The sequence below is a fragment of the Geodermatophilus sp. SYSU D00696 genome, assembly GCF_054050235.1.
In genome coordinates, this window is the sequence record NZ_JBJGYY010000019.1 from 58,951 (window position 1) to 79,189 (window position 20,239).

Genomic DNA, 20,239 nt, shown 5'->3' on the forward strand with positions numbered 1-20,239 from the left:
CGCTGCCGGCCGGTGGTCAGGGGGTGGCAGCGCCGCTGGTGCCGGCCTGGCCGCGCCCGCCACGACGGCGCGGCGGCGGGTCGAGCTGCATGCCGGGCAGCGGTGGCGTGCCCCCGGTGTGGTGCCGCGCGCGCAGCTCGGTGATCTCCTTCTCGAAGTCCTCGACCGAGCTGAAGGCGCGGTAGACGCTGGCGAAGCGCAGGTACGCGACCTCGTCGAGCTCCCGCAGCGGCCGCAGGATCGCCAGGCCCACCTCGTGGCTGGGCACCTCGGCCACCCCGCTGGCGCGGATGGCGTCCTCCACCTGCTGGGCGAGCTGCTGGAGCTGGTCCTCGTCGACCGGCCGGCCCTGGCAGGCCCGGCGCACGCCCGCGACGACCTTCGAGCGGTTGAACGGCTCGCTGACCCCGCTGCGCTTGACGACGGCGAGGACGGCCTCCTCCACCGTGGTGAACCGGCGGCCGCAGGCGGGACAGGAACGACGGCGACGGGTGGTGGCACCCTCGTCGGCCTCGCGCGAGTCGATCACCCGGCTGTCGGGGTTGTGGCAGAAGGGGCAGCGCACTGCGGTTCACCTCCCTCTGCGGACGAGCTCGGTACCGGTCTCCCCGGCGCCGGGTGGGACGTGCCGGCGGACGGCCGGATGCCACCGGCCACCACGCCTCGCCGCCCTCTGCTGTGGACCCCTCTGGGGACATCCGGTGGACACCCCGGGGATGACCTGAGGACGGCCCTGTGGAGGACTCCCTCCGTCGTGACCACTAGATGTAGGGGGACAGTAGGCCTGGCTCCACAACATCTGCAAGCCGACGCCGGGCGTGTCTCTTCCCCCGAGATGCGGTCGTGACCTCGCGGTGACCAGGCGCGACCACCTCTCCCACCCGTCACACGACACGCCGCGGCGCCCGCGCGTCCGCGCGCGGGACACGGCTGCCGGGTGTACACGCCGGCCACGACCAGGACCGCCGCCACCGCGCGGTGCCCGGCACGGCCGGGGACGCCGCCGGCGGGTCCGGGAGGGCGCGGGACGCCCGAGAGGGGTCGCTCAGACCGACGGGCGCACCGCGGGACGCCTGCCGCGCGGGTTCGGCACCAGGTCGCCCAGACGGATCGGCCGGGTGAGCAGGTCGGGCTCCGCGTCGGGAACGAGGGTGGCGCCAGAGGTGCCCACGGACACCGCGACGGGTGCCCCGGCGGACCCGGCGACGGCCGGCATCTCGGCGGTGACCGCGCGGTGCCGGCCGGCGCCGGCCGCGGAGGGAGCCCGGTGCCGGCCGGGCCCGGCCACGCCGACGGCGGGCTGCTCGGCGGTCACGTCGGCACAGTGCCGGCGGGAACGGCGCGGGCGGTCAGCAGCCGGCACGCCGACCGGGCGGACGACGGACATCGCGGCCGTGGCAGCGACCGCCGTGGCGACCGCCGGCGCCAGCGTGAGCCGGCGCTCCGGCAGCCGGACGGCGGCCAGATCGACCCAGGTCCCGGCGCCCTCGACGACGCCCGGGACCTCGGTGCGCAGTCGCACCCAGACCTCGCACGCGCCGGTCTCGTCGTGCCGCCAGCCGAGCATCGCGCCCGCGACCCAGGCGCCGTCCACGAGCACCTCGACGTCCTGCGGCGACCCGAATGACACCGCTGCCCTGCTGTTCACGGCTGCTGACACGTCCTCACCGTATGTGTTCGTTCAAGCCGAATGCGTGAGCGACCGGACACCGATGGTTGACGAACCGGGCGGGGCGGTCTCGTCACTTGTCCGAGGAGTGCCCCCGTCCCGGTCACGGCAGGCGCAGCACCTGACCGGCGACCACCGCCGAGTCGTCGAGGTCGTTGAGCTCCTCGATCGCGTCGACGACGACCCGCACGTCCTGCTCCGGGCCGGCGACCTCGCCGGCGATCGACCACACGGTGTCACCCGGCTGCACGACGACACTGCTCTCCCCGGCGAGCCGCAGGCCCTGCTCGGGAGCGAGCACCTCCCGCCCCAGGACCGCGCCGCCGACGCCCGCGGCGAGGACCAGCACGGCCACCAGGCGGCGCCCGCGGCGGGTCAGCCGCACGGGCCCGGGGGCCGGCGCCGCCGGACCGCGGCCGGCCCGGGCCGGCTCGCAGCGCACCGGCCGGCCCCCCGGCCGCGCCGGTGCCCGGCGGGTGCGGGGCGCCTCGGCGGCCGGCCCCGCGGCGGGACCGGTGGCGCGGACGGGCGCCGCGGCCGGGCGGTCGGGCACCGGCCGCAGGTGCCCGGTGATCCGCGGACCCGAGCCCGGCAGGGCCGCCCGCGGCGACGCCGGAGTGCCCTGGGCCGGGCGACGCGGAGCCGGGGGAGGTGCCTGCCGGCGCGGGGCCGCGGTCCCGCGCGCGGCCCCCTCCGCCAGCAGCGGCCGCCAGGGGACCCGGACCGCCGCGTCGAACTCCAGAACCGCCTGGTGCACGCTGCCCATGACCACTCCTCCTCGTCATCCCACCGCCGTCGAACACGCGTTCGATCGAACGTCTGTGCGATGTCTACCGCATGGGACCGACGGGGTCGACCCGACACCTCCGACGGGTTTCGAACACACGTTTGAAGTACCGGGCCCGAGGCGCTACGGTCCGATCAGCAGCCGTCCGCCCGTTCCCCCGGACGCCGGCACCTCCCGGCGTCCGGGGGCCGGGTCCTCCGGGTGGCGGGCGGGACACGAGGGCCGTGGCGACACGGCCGGCGAGGAGGAGACGTGGCGGGCACGAGCGGCACCGGCCAGGGCACGCGCGGGGGCACGGCCACCCGGCGAGGAGGCCGGCGGGGGACGGACACCGCTGCCGACGGCGCCGGGGGGCAGACCGCCGCGGTGCGGTCGTTCCCCGATCGGGGCGACGCCGGCGACGGGCTGAGCCAGCGGCAGCGCCGGGTCCTCGAGGTCATCCGCGACTCGATCGACCGCCGCGGTTACCCGCCCTCGGTCCGGGAGATCGGCGAGGCGGTGGGCCTGTCCTCGGCGTCGTCGGTCGCCCACCAGCTCTCGGTGCTGCAGAAGAAGGGATGGCTGCGGCGCGACCCCAACCGCCCGCGCGCACTCGACGTGCGGCTGCCCGGGGACACGGCCGCCGAGGGCGCACCGGCCGCGCCGGCCGCCGCCGACGGCAGCACCGCGCCCACCTACGTGCCGCTGGTCGGCAGGATCGCCGCCGGTGGCCCGGTGCTGGCCGAGCAGGCCGTCGAGGACGTCTTCCCGCTGCCGCGCGAGCTGGTCGGCGAGGGCACCCTCTTCATGCTCCGCGTCGCCGGCGACTCGATGGTCGACGCGGCGATCTGCGACGGCGACTGGGTGGTCGTGCGCCAGCAGCCCACCGCCGAGAACGGCGAGATCGTCGCCGCCATGCTCGATGGCGAGGCCACGGTCAAGACCTACAAGCGGCGCGACGGGCACGTGTGGCTGCTGCCGCACAACCCGGCCTACGAGCCCATCCCGGGTGACGAGGCCACCGTCCTCGGCCGCGTGGTGTCCGTCCTGCGCCGCGTCTGACCCACCGCCCGACCCACGCGGGCCCGGCTCCCGCCGACCGGCGCGGCAGGAGCCAGGCCCCGGGGTCGCGGGTTCAGCCGGTGGGTGGCGCGGCCGCCCGCCGGCGGCGCAGGCGGCCGCCGATCCACACCGCCACCGTGGCGACGGCGGCCGCCACCAGCCCGGCGGTGACCGGGGGGATGTCCGTGCCGCCGTCGGCGGGCGCGGTCGCCGTCGAGGTCCCCGCCGGTGACGACGACGCGGCGGCCCCGGCCGGGATCGGCACGACCGTGACGTCGCCGGGCGGTCCCTCCCCGGCGACGAGCAGCGCGGCGCCGTCGGCGGTGAACGACACCGCCTCGCCCTGCGGCGCCTCGAGCAGCGCGATGCGCACCGGCTCGCCCGCCAGCGCGGCCGGGACGTCGGACCCGGCGAGCGGCCAGACGTAGGCGTCGGTGTAGGTCCGCAGCGCGATCCGGCTGCCGTCGCGGGCGACCGCGCCCCCGGTCACCAGCAACTGGCCGGCACGCCCGACCGGGCCGCCCGGCGTCCCGGTGAGCGTGAAGGCCACGGTGCCCACGTCGGCCAGCTCGACCGTGCCGCCGTCGACCAGCGGTGCCGCCGGCCGGTAGACGTGACTGGCCCCGAGCACCTCCTTGGTGACCAGGTACGGCGTGCCGTCGGGCGCGACCAGCAGTGCCTCGGCGTCGTGCGGGCCGTCGGGATAGGTGAGCCGGTGCAGCGCCGTGGCGCCGTCGGGCCGCAGCGCGATGAGGGCGACGGTCTCCCGGGTGGCGTTGTTGTCCCCGGTGTCGGCCAGCCACACGGTGCCGTCGGGTCCGACGCCGAGGTCCTCGGGGTCGTAGGGGTCCAGCGGCGCGACGGTCTCGTCGACGACCCGGCAGGTCTGGTCGAGGACCGCGACGGTCACCCGCTCACCGCCGTCGGCGACGGCCAGCATCCGGTCGCCGACGTCGACGAGACCGGAGAGCTCCGCGAGCCGGGGGTCGGTCACCTGGCAGCGCCGTGCGGGCGTGGCCTCCTCGGCGGCCGCGGAGGCCGATGGCAGCAGGACCGGGGCGAGCCCCAGCGCGAGCCCGAGGACGGCGGCCGGTGCGCGCGGGGCGCACGCCCGCGCGCTACGCGGGAGGACGGCCGGCGCGGGCACCCGCCCAGCGTGACAGCACGACTGCGTCGAGTGCGTGCACCACGCCCAGCAGCAGGATCCCGACCGAGGCCCCGACGACCGCGTCGGTGACCCAGTGGAAGTCCAGCGAGACCATGGCGATCCCGGTGGCCACCGGCCCGACGACGCTGAGCCACCACAGCGTCCGCTGCACCGGCGGCGCGAGCCGGTACTCGACGGCCTGCCAGCGGGCCACGCCCCACATGAGCACGGCGTTGGCCACGTGCCCCGAGGGGTAGCTGGCGCCGTCGCGGTGGAAGAACGAGCCGGGATAGGCGGGCGCCGTGCGACCGGTGCCGAACTTGAACGCGTAGACCACGACGGTCAGCAGGGCGAGGGCGACGAGCACCCGCACCAGGGGCAGCAGCGTCCGCCGGCGGATGCACAGCCAGCCGACCAGGCCGGCCAGGACGACGAGGATCGTGCCCCGTCCGCCGATCTGGGTGACCGCCCAGACCGGCCAGTAGGCCGGGGAGTCGCGCAGCCCCCACTGGCTGACGATCTCGGAGACCTCGAGGTCGAGCCGCTCCAGGACACCCCGGCTGAGCAGGTCGACGGTGACGCCCACGGTCACCACGAGCGACAGGATCATCAGCCACCACGGCGGCCGTCCTGGGGTCACGACGGCGGGGACGGGGGCCGACGGGTCGCCGTCGGCCGGCGCTCCCCTCCCCCGACGCACCACGCCGCTGGTCACGCGGCCACGGTACCGGGCCGTGACCCGGCCGTGACCTCGCCGCGGGGGACGGCGAGCCGCCCGGGTGACCGGCGGGCAGCCGGTCACCCGGGCGGGCGAGCGCCGCGGCCGGTCAGCCGACCGGGACGGCGAACCGCTCCAGCGCCGCGGCCAGGCCGCCGTCGACCCGCGCACTCAGCCGGGTGCCGTCCGCCTCGTGCTGCTCGCTCAAGACCTCGCCGTCGCGGTGGACGCGGGCCACCAGGTCGCCGCGGTCGTAGGGCACGAGCACCTCGACCTCGACGTCCGGGTGCGGCAGCCGGGCGGCGACGACCTCGCGGAGCTGCTCGATGCCCTCGCCGGTCCGCGCCGAGACCCACACCGCGCCGGGGAGCGCCCGGCGCAGGGTCAGCACGTCGTCCTCGGTCATGGCGTCGACCTTGTTGACGACGATCAGCTCGGGCACCGCCGCGGCGTCGATCTCGCGCAGCACCACGTGCACCGCGTCGATCTGGCCGAGCGGGTCGGGGTCGGAGCCGTCGACGACGTGCAGCAGCAGGTCGGCGCCGGCCACCTCCTCCAGCGTCGAGCGGAAGGCGTCGACGAGCTGGTGCGGCAGGTGCCGCACGAACCCGACGGTGTCGGTGAGGGTGTACTCGCGGCCGTCGGGCGACTGCGCGCGGCGCACCGTCGGGTCGAGGGTGGCGAACAACGCGTTCTCCACCAGCACGCCGGCACCGGTGAGCCGGTTGAGCAGGCTGGACTTGCCGGCGTTGGTGTAGCCGGCGATCGCCACGCTCGGGACGGCGTTGCGGCCGCGCGCCGAGCGCTGGGTCGCCCGCGCGGTGGCCATGCCGGCGATCTCGCGGCGCAGCCTGCTGACCCGCGACCGGATCCGCCGCCGGTCGGTCTCGATCTTCGTCTCACCGGGACCGCGGGTACCGATGCCGCCACCACCGGCGACGCGGCCACCGGCCTGCCGGGACAGCGACTCACCCCAGCCGCGCAGGCGCGGCAGCATGTACTGCATCTGCGCGAGCTCGACCTGGGCCTTGCCCTCCCGGCTGGTGGCGTGCTGGGCGAAGATGTCGAGGATCAGCGCGGTCCGGTCGACCACCTTGACCTTGAGGATCCGCTCCAGCGCGTTGAGCTGGCCGGGGGTCAGCTCGCCGTCGCAGATCACGGTGTCGGCGCCGGTCGCGGCCACGATGTCGCGGATCTCGCCGGCCTTGCCCGAGCCCACGTAGGTGCCGGCGTCGGGCTTGTCCCGCCGCTGGCTCACCGCCTCGAGCACCTCCGAGCCCGCCGTCTCGGCGAGCGCGGCCAGCTCGGCCAGCGACCGGTCGGCGTCGGCCTGGGTGCCCTCGGTCCACACGCCGACCAGCACGACGCGCTCGAGGCGCAGCTGCCGGTACTCGACCTCGCTGATGTCGGCGAGCTCGGTGGACAGGCCCGCCACCCGGCGCAGCGCGCCGCGGGCCTCCAGGTCGTAGGAGCCGGTGGTGTCGTCGGTGTCGTCGTCCCACTGGCCGGCCGGCGCGGGACGGGGGTCGACGGCCTGCTGGTCGTCGATCGGGGTGCTGCGGGGGGCGGTCGTCATCGCGTCCAGCGTGACACGCGCGTCGTCAGTGGTCACCTGGGTTGTCGTCTGTGCAGTCGTCATACACCGGGTGCAACACCGGAACGGGTCAGGTGCATCCCGCCGGGAGCCGGGTAGGTCGGGACCGTCCGCAGCACCGACGAGAGGGGCACCCCGTGAGCACCAGCAGTGACGCCGGCGTCGAGGACCCGGGCCGCGACCCGGCCGGCCTCGAGGTCCCGCGCAACCTCTTCGGCGGCGCCGACCAGGACACCGGGGCCGGCACGCCGCGTGGCACCGGCAACGTCGGGCCCGGCGACAAGCCCGAGGCGCCCACCGACGAGCCGGAGACCCGCGCCGACACCCCGGACAACCCCTAGCTCGCGAGCCACTCCCGGGTCAGCTCGCCGGTGGCCACCACGACGGCGGGACCGCGCAGCACGGTCGTCTCGGGGGTGACGTCGACGGTCAGCCGGCCGCCGGGGACGTCGACGACGACCGTGCCGCGCTGGGGCCCGTCGGACCCGGCGGCCAGCGCGGCGTAGGCGGTGGCGCAGGCGCCCGTCCCGCACGAGCGGGTCTCCCCCACCCCGCGCTCGTGCACCCGCAGCCGCACGTGCGCGTCGGCGCCCTCGACGTCGGCGGCGAGCACCCGCACGAACTCGACGTTGACGCCGTCGGGGAACAGCGCGGGGTCGAACCCGGGCTGCGCGGTGAGGTCGAGCGCGTCGAGGTCGGCGTCGGTCAGGCAGACCAGGTGCGGGTTGCCCATCGACACCGCCTGGCCGGCGAACACCTGGCCGGCCACGGTCGCCTCGCCGCGGCCGAACGGGCGCGCCGGGCCCATGTCCACCCAGTAGGTGCCGTCGGGACCCGCGCCGACCCGTCGCGGCCCGCCGCGGGTGCCCACGAGGACCCCGTCGGCGCAGGCCGCGCGGTCGAGCAGGCCCTCGGTCACCAGCGCGTGCAGGAACAGCCGGATGCCGTTGCCGCACATCTCCGCGTGCGAACCGTCGGCGTTGCGGTGGTCCATGAACCACTCGCACGCGCCGAGCTGCTCGCCGAGGACGGCGGGGGCGTCGGGCACGTGCACGCTGCGGACCACCCGCAGCACGCCGTCGCCGCCGAGGCCCGAGCGGCGCTCGCACAGCCGGCGGACCAGCGCGGCGTCGAGACGGTCCTCGGGCCAGCGGTCCCCGTCGGGGTCGGGCAGCACGACGAAGTCGTTCTCGGTGCCGTGCCCGAGGAGGAACCGGTCGCTCACCGGCCGATCGTACGGCCGGCGAGCAGCGCGCCGACGGCGTCGGCGAGGTCGGGCCGGCGGGCGTCGAACCACGTCGTCGTCGCGTCGCGGCGGAACCAGGAGCGCTGCCGCCGCACGAAGCGGCGGGTGGCGCCGACCGTGCGCTCCCGCGCCTCGTCGGGGGTGAGCCTGCCGTCGAGCTGGGCCAGCACCTGCGCGTAGCCCAGCGCGCGGGAGGCGGTGGGGCCCTCGCGCAGCCCCTGCTCCGCCAGCGCCTCGACCTCGGCGACGAACCCGGCGGCCCACATGCGGTCCACGCGGTCGGCCACGCGCCGGTCCAGCTCGGCGGGCTCCCGGTCGAGGCCGACCACGACCGCCGGGTAGTGCGGCCGCGGCTCGGGCAGCGTGGCCCGGAACGGCCCGCCGGTGAGCTCGACGACCTCCAGCGCCCGCACGATCCGCCGTCCGTTGGACGGGAGGACCGCGGCGGCCGCGGCGGGGTCGAGCGCGGCCAGGCGGGCGTGCAGCGCGGCCGGCCCGAGGTCGTCGAGCTCGGCCTGCAGCCGCGCCCGGACGGCGGGGTCGGTGCCGGGGATGTCGAGGTCGTCGAGGACGGCCCGCACGTACAGGCCCGACCCGCCCACCAGCAACGGCAGCACGCCGGTCCCGCGCAGCCGGTCGATCTCGGCGCGGGCCATCCGTGCGTACTCGGCCACCGACGCGGTCCGGCGCACCGGCCAGACGTCGAGCAGGTGGTGGGGCACGCCGCGCCGTTCGGCCGCGTCGGGCTTGGCCGTGCCGATGTCCATGCCGCGGTAGAGCTGCATCGAGTCGGCGTTGACCACCTCGCCGCCCAGCGCCAGGGCGAGCTCGACGGCCAGCGCGGTCTTGCCGGTGGCGGTGGGCCCGACCACGGCGAGGACGGGCGGGAGGGTCACCGGCCCTGCCACGAGGCCACCAGGTAGCCGACGCCGAAGGGCGCCTCGTCGGCGAGCAGTCGCGCGTCGACGACGCTGCCGGCCAGCAGCACGCCCACCGCCCGCCAGACCGGGACGCCGGCGGCCAGCAGCCGCTCGCCCTCGGCGGCGTCCAGGGCGGCGAGCGCGGCGGCGTCCCCGGCTGCCAGGGCCGCGGCGACGGCGGCGTCGAACGGGGCGGCGGCGGCGTCGAGGTGCCCGGGCGCCTTGACGCTGCGGCGGGCCGAGCCGTCGCCCATCGCCAGCACGCCCACCGGGCCGGCGAGCCCGGCCACCACCGCGGCGAGGTCGCGCGGGCCGACGCCGACCCGGGCGCCGGTGTGCCCGGCGGCGTCGAGCAGCCAGGCGCCGACGGTCAGGCCCAGCGGGGTCCGCCGGCCGCCCGGGCGCACCCGCCCGGACAGCGGCACCTCGAGGTCGACGCCGTAGCCGCGCAGGTCCCCGCCGTCGCCGGGGCCGTAGCGGCCGTCGGCGTCCGGCGCGACGAGGACGACCACCTCGGGGCGGGCGGCGAGGACCGCGTCGACCGCGTCCGCGCAGGCAGCGCGCAGGCCCGCGGTGTCGGCGGCGGCCCGACCGGCCACCTGCGGGAGCAGCAGCGGGGGGCACGGGCAGAAGGCGACCGAGACCGGTCCGGCGGGCGGGCTGCTCACCGCAGCAGTGTCGCCGATGCGGCGTGGGAGACTGCGGTGCGTGTCGAGCACGGAGAACCCCGGAACCGGGTCGCAGCAGGTCCCCTCGCCCGAGACGGCCGGCCCGGACGCGGTCACCCCCGAGGCCGGGACGCCCACCGCGCCCACCCCCGAGGCGGCCGCGCTGGCCGACCCGACGGCCGACGGCCCCGCGACCGAGGCGGCGGCCGAGCTTCCGGCGACCGAGGCGGCGGCCGCGACGCCGGAGACCGAGGAGGCCGCGACGCCGGAGACCCCGGCCGTCCCCGAGCGGGCCGCTCCCGTCCCCACCGCGCCCGAGCCGGCCGTGGCCGCCACCTCCGACCCCTCGCGCTGGGGCCGGGTCGACGAGGACGGCACCGTGTACGTGCGCACCGCCGACGGCGAGCGCGCGGTCGGCTCGTGGCAGGCCGGTGACCCCGCCGCGGGCCTGGCGCACTTCGCCCGCCGCTTCGACGACCTCGCCACCGAGGTGTCGCTGCTCGAGGCGCGGCTGCGGGCGCACACCGGCAACCCGGCGGAGATCAAGGCCAAGGTGCAGGCCCTGGCCGACTCCATCCCGACCGCCACCGCCGTCGGCGACCTCGACGGCCTCGCCGCCCGGGCCCGCGCCATGATCGGGGCCGCCGACACCGCGGCCGCCGAGTCCCGCGCCGAGAAGGCCGCCGCCCGCGCCGCGCAGGTCGCCCGCAAGGAGGCGCTGGCCGCCGAGGCCGAGCAGATCGCCGCGGAGTCGACGTCGTGGAAGGCCGCCGGCGACCGGCTCAAGGCGATCGTCGAGGAGTGGAAGACCATCCGCGGCATCGACCGCAAGACCGACGAGGCGCTGTGGTCGCGGTTCGCCGCGGCCCGCGACGCGTTCGGCCGGCGGCGCGGCGCCCACTTCGCGGCGCTCGACGTGCAGCGCGGCGAGGCCCGCGCGGCCAAGCAGGAGCTCATCGCCGAGGCGCAGCGGCTGTCCACGTCCACCGAGTGGGGCCCGACCAGCGCGGCCATGCGCTCGCTGATGGACCGCTGGAAGGCAGTGCCGCGCACCGGCCGCGACGGCGACGACGACCTGTGGAAGCAGTTCCGCGCCGCCCAGGACGTCTTCTTCACCGCCCGCGCCGAGTCCGACAAGGCCCGCTCCTCCGAGCAGCTGGCCAACCAGCAGGCCAAGGAGGAGCTGCTCGCCGAGGCCGAGAAGCTCGACCCCGCGACCGACCTGCGCGGCGCCCAGGCGGCGCTGCGGCGCATCCAGGAGCGCTACGACGCGATCGGCCACGTGCCGCGCGGGGCCATGCGCTCGCTGGAGGACCGCATGCAGGCCGTCGAGCAGCGGATCCGCGGTGCCGCCGACTCCGGCCGGGTGCGCACCGCCCCGGAGAACCCGATGGTCACCTCGATGCGGGCGGCGGTCACCAAGGCCGAGGAGCAGCTGGCCAAGGCCGAGGCCGCCGGCGACGCCCGCCGGATCGAGGAGGCCCGGGCGAACCTGGCCACCCGGCGCGAGTGGCTGGCCGAGGCGGAGCGGTCCGCTTCCCGCCGCTGACGCGCACCGGGCGGGAGCGGCGGTGGCGGTCTTCGTCCTCGTGCACGGGGCGTGGGGCGGCGCCCACGGGTTCCGGCACGTGCGCCGCCTGCTCGCCGCGGCGGGGCACGAGGTGTTCACCCCGGCCCTGACCGGCGTCGGGGAGCGGGTGCACCTGGCGAGCGCGCAGGTGGACCTCACCACGCACGTCACCGACGTGGTGAACCAGGTCCTCTACGAGGACCTCGACGAGGTGGTGCTGCTCGGGTTCTCCTACGGCGGCATGGTGGTGGCCGGGGCGCTGGAGACGGTGGGCGACCGGGTGCGGTCACTGGTGTACCTGGACGCGTTCGTCCCGTCGGACGGCGACACGGTGTACGGGCTGCTCGGCCTGCCCGCCCCCGGTGCCGGGCCGGGGACTCCGTGGCTGGTCGAGGGCCCGGCGCGGGCCTACGACGACCCGGCGGAGGAGGCGTTCTCCGCTCCTCGGCGGACGCCGCAGCCGGTCGCCTGCTTCACCGAGCCGGTGCGGATGTCCCGGCCGCTGGAGGACTGGCCGTTCCGGCGCACGTACGTCCGGGCGACCGCGGTCGAGCCGGCCGCGGTGACGAACGCGGCGTTCGACGCCGCCGCCGCCCGCGCCCGGGCCTCGGGCTCCTGGAACTACCGGGAGATCGCCACGACCCACCTCGTCGCGCAGAACCGGCCGCGCGAGCTCGCCGAGCTGCTGCTCGAGCTCGCCTGACGCGAGGCGTGTGGCGACCTCAGGCCGGGGCGCCGATCCGCGGCATGCCCAGCAGCACGCCGGGCGTCGTCGGCCGGGTGCCGGCCTCGTGGGCGTCCCCGGCGCGGGTGCGCCGGTGCGACAACAGCGGGCCGTCGGCGACCAGGTGGTGCGGCGCGGCGGCGGTGACGACGGTCTCGACGACGTCGCCCGGGCGCACGCCGGCCTCGGTGCCGCCGGCGAAGTGCACCAGCCGGCCGTCGCGGGCCCGGCCGCTCATCCGGCCGGTGCGGGCGTCCTTGCTGCCCTCCCCCGCCGCGACCAGCAGCTCGACGGTGCGGCCGACCTGCGCGCGGTTCTCCGCCCAGCCGATCTCGTCCTGCAGCGCGGTCAGCCGCAGGTACCGCTCCTGCACGACCTCCTTGGGCAGCTGCCCGTCCATCTCCGCCGCCGGCGTCCCGGGGCGCCTGGAGTACTGGAAGGTGAAGGCGCCGGCGAAACGGGCCCGGCGGACCACCTCGAGGGTCTGCTCGAAGTCGGCCTCGGTCTCGCCGGGGAAACCCACGATGACGTCGGTGGTGATCGCCGCGTCGGGCATCGCCGCGCGGACGCGGTCGATGATCCCGAGGTAGCGCTCCTGCCGGTAGCCGCGGCGCATCCGGCGCAGCACCTCGTCGGACCCGCTCTGCAGCGGCATGTGCAGCTGGTGGCAGACCGCCGGGGTCTCGGCCATCGCGTCGATGACGTCGTCGGTGAACTCGCGCGGGTGCGGGCTGGTGAAGCGGACCCGCTCCAGACCCTCGATCCGGCCGGTCGCGCGCAGCAGGTCGGCGAACGCGCCCCGGTCGCGGAACTCCACCCCGTAGGCGTTGACGTTCTGGCCGAGCAGCGTCACCTCGAGCACGCCCTGGTCGACCAGCGCCTGCACCTCGGCCAGGATCTCGCCGGGACGGCGGTCCTTCTCCTTGCCGCGCAGCGCCGGGACGATGCAGAACGTGCAGGTGTTGTTGCACCCGACGCTGATCGACACCCAGCCCGCGTAGGCGGAGTCCCGCTTCGCCGGCAGCGTCGACGGGAACACCTCGAGCGCCTCGGCGATCTCCACCTGGGCCTCGGCGTTGTGCCGCGCGCGCTCGAGCAGCGCCGGCAGCGACCCGACGTTGTGCGTGCCGAAGACGACGTCGACCCACGGCGCCCGCCGCACGATCTCGCCGCGGTCCTTCTGCGCCAGGCAGCCGCCGACGGCGATCTGCATCCCCGGGTGGGCGTCCTTCACCGGGCGCAGGTGGCCGAGGTTGCCGTAGAGGCGGTTGTCGGCGTTCTCCCGCACCGCGCAGGTGTTGAGCACGACGACGTCGGCGTCCTCGCCGTCGGGGGCGGCGGCGTAGCCCGCGGCCTCGAGCAACCCGGACAGCCGCTCGGAGTCGTGCACGTTCATCTGGCACCCGTAGGTGCGCACCCGGTAGGTGCGCTGCGGGCTGTCGGCCTCGGTTCCCATGTCGCCTGCGAGGGTACGGCGCCGCGCCCGGCCCCGGCGGTCACGGGCGGTGACGGCACTCGTTACTGGTTCGTGACGGTCCCGGGACGCTGCTGCGCCCGGGCGGCAATAGGGTGCCCCGGTGACCAGCCAGCAGACCGGAGCACCGCTCGTGGAGCTGACCGGCGTCAACAAGTGGTTCGGCGACCTGCACGTGCTGCAGGACATCGACCTCTCGATCGACCGCGGCGAGGTCGTCGTCGTCATCGGACCGTCCGGCTCGGGCAAGTCCACGCTGTGCCGCGCCATCAACCGGCTGGAGAGCATCCAGAAGGGCGAGATCCGCATCGACGGCCAGCGGCTGCCCGAGGAGGGCAAGGCGCTGGCCCGGCTGCGCAGCGACGTCGGGATGGTCTTCCAGAGCTTCAACCTCTTCGCGCACAAGACGATCCTCGAGAACGTCACGCTCGCGCCGGTGAAGGTGCGCCGGCAGTCGCGGTCCGAGGCCGAGCGGCGGGCGCGTGAGCTGCTCGACCGGGTGGGCGTCGGGCACCAGGCGGACAAGTACCCCGCGCAGCTGTCGGGCGGCCAGCAGCAGCGCGTGGCCATCGCCCGCGCGCTGGCAATGGACCCCAAGGTCATCCTCTTCGACGAGCCGACCTCGGCGCTCGACCCGGAGATGATCAACGAGGTCCTCGACGTCATGACCTCCCTCGCCCGCGAGGGCATGACGATGGTGGTCGTCACCCACGAGATGGGCTTCGCCCGCCGGGCGGCCAACCGGGTCGTCTTCATGGACGGCGGCCGGATCGTCGAGGCCGCCGACCCGCACACCTTCTTCACCAGCCCGCGTTCGGACCGGGCCCGTGACTTCCTGTCCAAGATCCTCGAGCACTGACCCACGGGAGGAACCCATGCGCAGCACCCGGAAGCTGGCGGCGTTCGCCGCACTCGGCCTGACCCTCGCGGCCTGTTCCAGCGAGGCGGGCAACCAGGCCGCCGAGGAGGAGGCCAGCGCGCCCACCGTCGCCGAGGAGGTCGACTTCGAGCCGGGCACGACGATGGCCGAGCTGTCTGAGGCGGGCAGCATCACCGTCGGCACCAAGTACGACCAGCCGGGCTTCGGCCTGCTCAACCCCGACGGCGAGCCCGAGGGCTTCGACGTGGAGATCGCGAAGATCATCGCCGGTGAGCTCGGCATCGCGCCCGAGGACATCGAGTGGACCGAGACGGTGTCGGCCAACCGCGAGCCGTTCATCCAGAACGGCCAGGTGGACATGGTGGTGGCCACCTACACCATCAACGACACCCGCAAGCAGGTCGTCGACTTCGCCGGCCCGTACTACATCGCCGGCCAGGACATCATGGTCGCCGCCGGCAACCCCGAGGGGATCCAGGGCCCGGAGGACCTCGCCGGCAAGACGGTGTGCTCGGTCGAGGGCTCCACGCCCGCCCAGAACATCCGGGACAACTTCCCGGAGGCGAACCTGGTCACCTACGACGTCTACTCCAAGTGCGCCGACGACCTCGCCAACGGCGCGGTGCAGGCCGTGACCACGGACAACGTCATCCTCACCGGCCTGGTGGCCGGCAACCCCGAGGGCTTCGAGCTGGTGGGCAACCCCTTCACCGAGGAGCCCTACGGCATCGGCCTGCCCAAGGGTGACGAGGAGTTCCGCACCTTCGTCAACGACGTGCTCGAGGAGGCCTTCGAGGACGGCCGCTGGGCCGAGGCCTGGGACCGCACTGCCGGGTCGATCACCGGCGAGGAGGCCCCCGAGCCCCCGACGGTCGACCGCTACTGAGCACCGGGACGCCGCCGGGCGGGACCTCCCGCCCGGCGGCGTCCCGCCGTGTCCCCGACGACCGTCCCCGACGACCGACGACCTGACGGCGAGGCGCCATGGGCTTCCTGAGAGACAACGCCGATCTGCTGTGGAGCGCGTTCCTGACGACGCTGTCCCTGGCCGTCGTCAGCGGCCTGTGCGCGCTGGTGATCGGCACCGTGCTCGCCGGCATGCGGGTCAGCCCGGTCCCGCCGCTGCGGGGGCTGGCCACCTTCTACGTCGAGGTGTTCCGCAACACCCCGCTCACGGTGGTCTTCTTCTTCCTCGTCTTCGGCATCGTCCAGATCGACCTGTCGTTCCCGAGCCGCTTCATCGCCGCGGTCGCCGCGCTGTCGACCTACACCGCCGCGTTCGTGTGCGAGGCGCTGCGCTCAGGCATCAACGCCGTCCCGCCGGGCCAGGCCGAGGCCGCCCGCGCCCTGGGACTGGACTTCGGGCAGAGCCTGCGGACCATCGTGCTGCCGCAGGCCTTCCGCACCGTCGTGCCGCCGCTGGGCAACGTCTGGATCGCGCTGGCGAAGAACACCTCCATCGCCGCCGGCTTCGCCGTCGCCGACCTCACCGCGGCGCTGCAGCGGCTGTCCAACGCCAACGCCGACCAGCTGCTGCTGGTCTTCGCCGCCATCGTCGCCGGCTACCTGGTGATCACCCTGCCCTCCGCGTGGGTCATCCGGGTCATCGAGAAGAGGGTGGCGATCGTCCGATGAGCGCGCCGACCGTCCTGTTCGACCTCCCGGGGCCGCGGGCCCGCCGCCGCCAGCGCATCGGCACGGTCGTCGGCGCGCTGCTGATCGCCGGCCTGGTCGCGCTGGCGCTGTGGCGGCTGGGCGCCAACGGCCAGCTGGACCCCGACCGCTGGGCGATCCTGTTCGACCCGGCCGCCGGCGTGCCGCAGGCCCTGGGCGAGGCACTGCTCAACACCCTCGCCGTCGCGGCCGTCGGCATGGTTGCGGCCACCGTCCTGGGTGCGCTGCTCGCGGTCGGCCGGCTCTCCGACCACGCGTGGGTGCGCGGGCCGGTGGCCGTGGTCATCGAGTTCTTCCGCGCCGTCCCGCTGCTGGTGCTGATCCTCTTCTGCCTGCTGTTCCTGCCCACCATCGGCGTCCCCATGACCGCGTTCCGCGCCCTGGCGCTCGGGCTGACGCTCTACAACATGGCCGTGCTCGCGGAGATCTTCCGGGCGGGCATCCTGTCGGTCGACCGCGGCCAGCGGGAGGCCGCCTTCGCGCTGGGCATGCGCAAGACGCAGGTGATGACCCTCGTCCTGCTCCCCCAGGCCGTCCGCCGGATGCTGCCGGTGCTGGTGGCCCAGCTCGTGGTGCTGCTCAAGGACAGCTCGCTGGGCTTCATCGTCGGCTACGTCGAGCTGCTGCGGCAGGCGCGCAGCCTCGTCGAGTTCTTCAACTTCCAGTTCGGCAACATCTACACGTTCCAGCTCTACGTGGCCGCCGGGCTCATCTACATCATCGTCAACGTGCTGCTCTCGCAGCTGGCCAAGTACGTCGAGAAGCGCACCCGGAGCAACCGCAAGACCGCGGGCGCCGGCGACGCCGGACTGGCCGAGGTGCAGATGGACGGCAGCGGCGGGGGGCTGGTGACCGAGGCGGGCGGCCGGTAGGACCCGGTTCCGGACCGCGGAACGGTGGTACCGCCGGTCCGCGGGTCTGCCGATGACAGTCCCGTGGACACCGCTCTCCGCCCCGTCGTGCCGCCGCTGCCCTCGATGGTGCGCCTGCCCGGCGGGCAGGCCGACGCCGCGCAGGAGTTCGTGAACCGGCTCCGGGCGGCCGCGCCGCGATTCGCCGACGCGGCCGGCGCGGGGTCCGCCGTCGTCCGGGAGGTCGTGCCCCCGGCGCGGCACCGCCGGGCCCGCTGCCGGGTGGTCCTGCGCCTCACGGACGGCGGCGAGCGCGACGTCACCTTCCTCGGGCCGGTGAGCCGTCCCGCCGTGCTGCCCGACCGCACCTTCGAGGCACAGATCCAGCAGTGGCTGGCCGCCGCCTCCGCCGACCAGGCCGCCGGCTGGGTCAGCGATGACGAGGCCCCGGACGGGCGCGCGGTCGACCTGACCGCGTGGACGGCACCGTCGGCCACGGTCACGCACCTGCCGACGGCGGCCATGCCGGTGCTGAGCCCGACACCTCCCGGCGCGGGTCGCGCCGGGACCGCCGGGCTGCCAGCCGAGCCGATGGCGGCCGTGCCCGCGGCCGGCTGACCGGTCCGCTCAGCCGAAGGGGTCGGTGGCCGCCCGCAGCGCTGCGGCAGCACCACCGACGACGGGCAGGCCGTGGCCGGGGCAGACGACGTCGGCCTCGAGCGCGGCCAGGCGCTGCAGGGACGACCAGGCCTGGGGTCGGTCGACGTTGAACGGCCCCAGGACGAGCTCGCCGTGGAATTCGACGACCGTGTCGCCGGTGATCAGCACGCCCGCCTCGGGCAGGTGCACCGCGATGCTGCCCGGCGTGTGCCCCGGGACGCCGACCACGACCACACCGCTGTCGAGGACGTCGCCGTCGGCGACCGGATCGACGGGCCTGCAGGCGGGCGCCGGCGGCACCTCCGCCGAGGCGATCGCGTACAGCTCCTGCTCGGCGGGCGTGACCACCGCCGCTGGGCCCGGCCGGTCGCGCTGGACGACCGGCACGTCCGCCGCCCCGGCGAGCACCGGCGCACCGCTCCAGGCACGCACCGCGTCGGCCGAGCCCATGTGGTCGTCGTGGAAGTGGGTGAGCACTATCCGGCGCACGTCCTCGCGTCGCAGGCCCAGGTCGGCCAGTGCGTCGGCGATGACCGGAGCGCTGCCGGCCGGGCCGGTGTCCACGACGGTGAGGCCGGACTCGCCGCGCCAGAGGTAGGCCTTGCTGATCCCGAGCGCCAGCAGGTGCAGCCCCGGGACGATCTCGGTCGCGCTCATGGGGGGAAGCTAGGCCCCGGGACGCACCGTGCGGGTGTCGTCCGCGGTGAGCGCGAACGACCCGTGCCGGGTCAGTCGTCCTCGGGGTGCCAGGTCGGTCCGTCGAGGTCGGGATCCTCGGTGCCGAAGCCGGTCTCGTCCATCACGTCGCGGACCACGGCCGCCGCCAGGCCGCCGCTGTATCCCTTGCGGGCCAGCATGCCGATCAGGCGGCGGGTGGCGGTGGCCTGGTCGACCCGGCGGAGCGCGGACAGGCGGCGCTCCACCAGCCGGCGGGCGGCGGCGCGCTCGTCGTCGTCGTCGACCTCGGCGAGGGCCTGCTCGGCCTCCTCGCCGTCGACGCCCTTGGCGCGCAGCTCGGCGCGCAGCGCCCGCCGGGCCAGGCCGCGGCCGGCCTGCCGCGAGGTCACCCAGGCCCGGGCGAAGGCGGCGTCGTCGATGAGCCCGACCTCGCCGAACCGGTCGAGGACCGCGGTCGCCGCGTCCTCGGGGATCCCCCGGCGGGCCAGCAGGTCGGCCAGCTGCTGCCGCGTCCGGGCCGCGCCGGTGAGCGCCCGCAGGCAGATGGCCCGGGCCACCGACTCGGGATCGCCCGGCTCGTCGGGAGGATCCCCGCGCCCGGCGTCGCGCTCGGCCGGGAACGGCACAGCGGCGGCCGGGCCGTCCGGGTCAGGGGACGGCCCGGACCGCCGCCGGGGGCGGCCGGCGCGGCCGCCGGGACCCGACGGACGGGCCCCGCGGCCGCGCCGGCCGGACTGCTCGGGGTCGATCTCCTCGGAGAACGAGCCCGACCAGCCGGTCACGGAGTCGCTCAGAAGTCGGCCGGGTCGGCGGCCGGCGCGTCGAGCGTGGCACCGACGCCCAGCTTCTCCTTGACCTTCTTCTCGATCTCGTCGGCGAGGTCGGGGTTGTCACGGAGGAAGGCCCGGACGTTCTCCTTGCCCTGGCCGAGCTGGTCGCCCTCGTACGTGTACCAGGCGCCGGACTTGCGGATGAAGCCGTGCTCGACGCCGGCGTCGATCAGGCCGCCCTCGCGGCTGAAGCCCTGACCCCACAGCAGGTCGAGCTCGGCCTGCTTGAAGGGTGCGGCGACCTTGTTCTTGACGACCTTGACCCGCACCCGGCTGCCGACCGCCTCGGTGCCCTGCTTCAGGGTCTCGATGCGGCGGACGTCGAGGCGGACCGACGAGTAGAACTTCAGGGCGCGCCCACCGGTGGTGACCTCGGGCGAGCCGTAGACGATGCCGACCTTCTCGCGCAGCTGGTTGATGAAGATCGCGGTGGTGCCGGAGTTGTTCAGCGCACCGGTGATCTTGCGCAGCGCCTGGCTCATGAGGCGGGCCTGCAGACCGACGTGACTGTCGCCCATCTCGCCCTCGATCTCGGCGCGGGGCACGAGGGCCGCCACGGAGTCGATGACGATGATGTCGAGCGCGCCGGAGCGGATGAGCATGTCGGCGATCTCCAGCGCCTGCTCACCGGTGTCGGGCTGGCTGACCAGCAGCGCGTCGGTGTCCACGCCGATGGCCCGGGCGTACTCCGGGTCGAGGGCGTGCTCGGCGTCGATGAAGGCCGCGATGCCGCCGGCGGCCTGGGCGTTGGCCACCGCGTGCAGGGCGACCGTGGTCTTGCCGGAGGCCTCGGGGCCGTAGACCTCGATGACGCGGCCGCGCGGCAGGCCGCCGATGCCCAGCGCGATGTCGAGCGCGATCGAGCCGGTCGGGATGACCTTGATCGCCTGGGCGGCGCTGTCGCCCAGGCGCATGACCGAGCCCTTGCCGAACTGCTTGTCGATCTGGGCGAGGGCCATGTCGAGGGCCTTGTCGCGGTCCAGCGTTGCCATGCTGCTCACCTTCGGGAAGTCGCGTGTCGTGGAGTCGGAGCGGTGTCGGAGGCGACGGTAGGCCGGGGGTCCGACACTTTCCGGTGACCGGCTCGGCCTGTGGAGGGACGACCCCC

At 75.6% G+C, this 20,239-nt stretch carries 22 protein-coding genes; 9 read left to right on the forward strand and 13 right to left on the reverse strand.

Annotated features, from left to right (window positions below):
- Nucleotides 1-16: 16 nt before the first annotated feature.
- The 3 genes from nrdR to ACI79O_RS13780 form a co-directional block, all read right to left on the reverse strand.
- On the reverse strand, nt 17-565 hold the full coding sequence (nrdR, locus tag ACI79O_RS13770) for a transcriptional regulator NrdR (RefSeq protein ID WP_456875964.1): 549 nt from the start codon (nt 563-565) through the stop codon (nt 17-19).
- 480 nt (nt 566-1,045) lie between these two features.
- Nucleotides 1,046-1,660: a hypothetical protein gene (locus tag ACI79O_RS13775; protein WP_456891236.1), complete on the reverse strand. Its 615-nt coding sequence runs from the start codon at nt 1,658-1,660 to the stop codon at nt 1,046-1,048.
- 112 nt (nt 1,661-1,772) lie between these two features.
- Nucleotides 1,773-2,435: a LysM peptidoglycan-binding domain-containing protein gene (locus tag ACI79O_RS13780; RefSeq protein ID WP_456891238.1), complete on the reverse strand. Its 663-nt coding sequence runs from the start codon at nt 2,433-2,435 to the stop codon at nt 1,773-1,775.
- 273 nt (nt 2,436-2,708) lie between these two features.
- Between ACI79O_RS13780 and lexA the strand changes: the two genes are divergently transcribed.
- The gene (lexA, locus tag ACI79O_RS13785; RefSeq protein ID WP_456891240.1) at nt 2,709-3,497 is read left to right on the forward strand and encodes a transcriptional repressor LexA; all 789 of its coding nucleotides are present in this window, start codon (nt 2,709-2,711) and stop codon (nt 3,495-3,497) included.
- Between the two features lie 73 nt (nt 3,498-3,570).
- On the opposite strand, the gene ACI79O_RS13790 is transcribed toward lexA, so the two are convergent.
- From ACI79O_RS13790 to hflX, 3 genes are all read right to left on the reverse strand, one after another.
- Entirely contained in the window at nt 3,571-4,644 is a 1,074-nt protein-coding gene (locus ACI79O_RS13790; protein WP_456914430.1) for a hypothetical protein, read from the reverse strand.
- Nucleotides 4,616-5,359, reverse strand: coding sequence for a phosphatase PAP2 family protein (locus tag ACI79O_RS13795; RefSeq protein ID WP_456891243.1), 744 nt, complete (start codon nt 5,357-5,359; stop codon nt 4,616-4,618). Before ACI79O_RS13795 ends, ACI79O_RS13790 begins: the two co-directional genes overlap by 29 nt.
- A gap of 112 nt (nt 5,360-5,471) precedes the next feature.
- Nucleotides 5,472-6,938 (reverse strand): GTPase HflX, encoded by a 1,467-nt coding sequence (gene hflX, locus ACI79O_RS13800; RefSeq protein ID WP_456914431.1) that lies wholly within the window; start codon nt 6,936-6,938, stop codon nt 5,472-5,474.
- Between the two features lie 155 nt (nt 6,939-7,093).
- Between hflX and ACI79O_RS13805 the strand changes: the two genes are divergently transcribed.
- Entirely contained in the window at nt 7,094-7,297 is a 204-nt protein-coding gene (locus ACI79O_RS13805; RefSeq protein ID WP_456875957.1) for a hypothetical protein, read from the forward strand.
- On the opposite strand, the gene dapF is transcribed toward ACI79O_RS13805, so the two are convergent.
- The 3 genes from dapF to ACI79O_RS13820 are packed head-to-tail and all read right to left on the reverse strand — an operon-like array spanning nt 7,294 to nt 9,790.
- Nucleotides 7,294-8,181, reverse strand: coding sequence for a diaminopimelate epimerase (dapF, locus tag ACI79O_RS13810; protein ID WP_456914432.1), 888 nt, complete (start codon nt 8,179-8,181; stop codon nt 7,294-7,296). The two genes, ACI79O_RS13805 and dapF, sit on opposite strands and share 4 nt — an antisense overlap.
- A complete protein-coding gene (gene miaA, locus ACI79O_RS13815; RefSeq protein ID WP_456914433.1) occupies nt 8,178-9,098 on the reverse strand; it encodes a tRNA (adenosine(37)-N6)-dimethylallyltransferase MiaA in 921 nt (306 codons plus the stop codon). The genes dapF and miaA overlap by 4 nt, the downstream gene beginning before the upstream one ends.
- A complete protein-coding gene (locus ACI79O_RS13820; RefSeq protein WP_456914434.1) occupies nt 9,095-9,790 on the reverse strand; it encodes a hypothetical protein in 696 nt (231 codons plus the stop codon). The genes miaA and ACI79O_RS13820 overlap by 4 nt, the downstream gene beginning before the upstream one ends.
- A 40-nt stretch (nt 9,791-9,830) precedes the next feature.
- Between ACI79O_RS13820 and ACI79O_RS13825 the strand changes: the two genes are divergently transcribed.
- Both ACI79O_RS13825 and ACI79O_RS13830 read left to right on the forward strand, forming a co-directional pair.
- On the forward strand, nt 9,831-11,339 hold the full coding sequence (locus ACI79O_RS13825) for a DUF349 domain-containing protein (RefSeq protein ID WP_456914435.1): 1,509 nt from the start codon (nt 9,831-9,833) through the stop codon (nt 11,337-11,339).
- 22 nt (nt 11,340-11,361) lie between these two features.
- On the forward strand, nt 11,362-12,063 hold the full coding sequence (locus ACI79O_RS13830; RefSeq protein ID WP_456891255.1) for an alpha/beta fold hydrolase: 702 nt from the start codon (nt 11,362-11,364) through the stop codon (nt 12,061-12,063).
- 19 nt (nt 12,064-12,082) lie between these two features.
- Here the strand turns inward: ACI79O_RS13830 and miaB are convergent, their stop codons facing one another.
- On the reverse strand, nt 12,083-13,540 hold the full coding sequence (gene miaB / locus ACI79O_RS13835) for a tRNA (N6-isopentenyl adenosine(37)-C2)-methylthiotransferase MiaB (protein WP_456914436.1): 1,458 nt from the start codon (nt 13,538-13,540) through the stop codon (nt 12,083-12,085).
- Nucleotides 13,541-13,661: 121 nt separating this feature from the next.
- Here miaB and ACI79O_RS13840 point away from each other — a divergent pair, with 121 nt between their 5' ends.
- The 5 genes from ACI79O_RS13840 (at nt 13,662) to ACI79O_RS13860 (ending at nt 17,581) form a co-directional block, all read left to right on the forward strand.
- Nucleotides 13,662-14,417: an amino acid ABC transporter ATP-binding protein gene (locus ACI79O_RS13840; protein ID WP_456875950.1), complete on the forward strand. Its 756-nt coding sequence runs from the start codon at nt 13,662-13,664 to the stop codon at nt 14,415-14,417.
- A gap of 16 nt (nt 14,418-14,433) precedes the next feature.
- Nucleotides 14,434-15,324 carry a glutamate ABC transporter substrate-binding protein gene (locus tag ACI79O_RS13845; protein ID WP_456891260.1) on the forward strand — a complete coding sequence of 297 codons (891 nt, stop codon included), beginning with the start codon at nt 14,434-14,436 and terminating at the stop codon, nt 15,322-15,324.
- Nucleotides 15,325-15,422: 98 nt separating this feature from the next.
- Complete coding sequence (locus tag ACI79O_RS13850) at nt 15,423-16,073, forward strand: amino acid ABC transporter permease (RefSeq protein ID WP_456875948.1); 651 nt, start codon at nt 15,423-15,425, stop codon at nt 16,071-16,073.
- Complete coding sequence (locus ACI79O_RS13855; RefSeq protein WP_456891262.1) at nt 16,070-16,984, forward strand: amino acid ABC transporter permease; 915 nt, start codon at nt 16,070-16,072, stop codon at nt 16,982-16,984. The genes ACI79O_RS13850 and ACI79O_RS13855 overlap by 4 nt, the downstream gene beginning before the upstream one ends.
- Before the next feature lie 63 nt (nt 16,985-17,047).
- The gene (locus ACI79O_RS13860; protein ID WP_456914437.1) at nt 17,048-17,581 is read left to right on the forward strand and encodes a hypothetical protein; all 534 of its coding nucleotides are present in this window, start codon (nt 17,048-17,050) and stop codon (nt 17,579-17,581) included.
- A 9-nt stretch (nt 17,582-17,590) separates the two neighbouring features.
- On the opposite strand, the gene ACI79O_RS13865 is transcribed toward ACI79O_RS13860, so the two are convergent.
- From ACI79O_RS13865 to recA, 3 genes are all read right to left on the reverse strand, one after another.
- Entirely contained in the window at nt 17,591-18,280 is a 690-nt protein-coding gene (locus ACI79O_RS13865; protein WP_456891268.1) for an MBL fold metallo-hydrolase, read from the reverse strand.
- 71 nt (nt 18,281-18,351) lie between these two features.
- Entirely contained in the window at nt 18,352-19,083 is a 732-nt protein-coding gene (locus ACI79O_RS13870; protein ID WP_456914438.1) for a regulatory protein RecX, read from the reverse strand.
- 8 nt (nt 19,084-19,091) lie between these two features.
- Nucleotides 19,092-20,123, reverse strand: a complete 1,032-nt coding sequence (recA, locus tag ACI79O_RS13875; RefSeq protein ID WP_456876251.1) for a recombinase RecA — start codon at nt 20,121-20,123, stop codon at nt 19,092-19,094.
- Nucleotides 20,124-20,239: the final 116 nt, after the last annotated feature.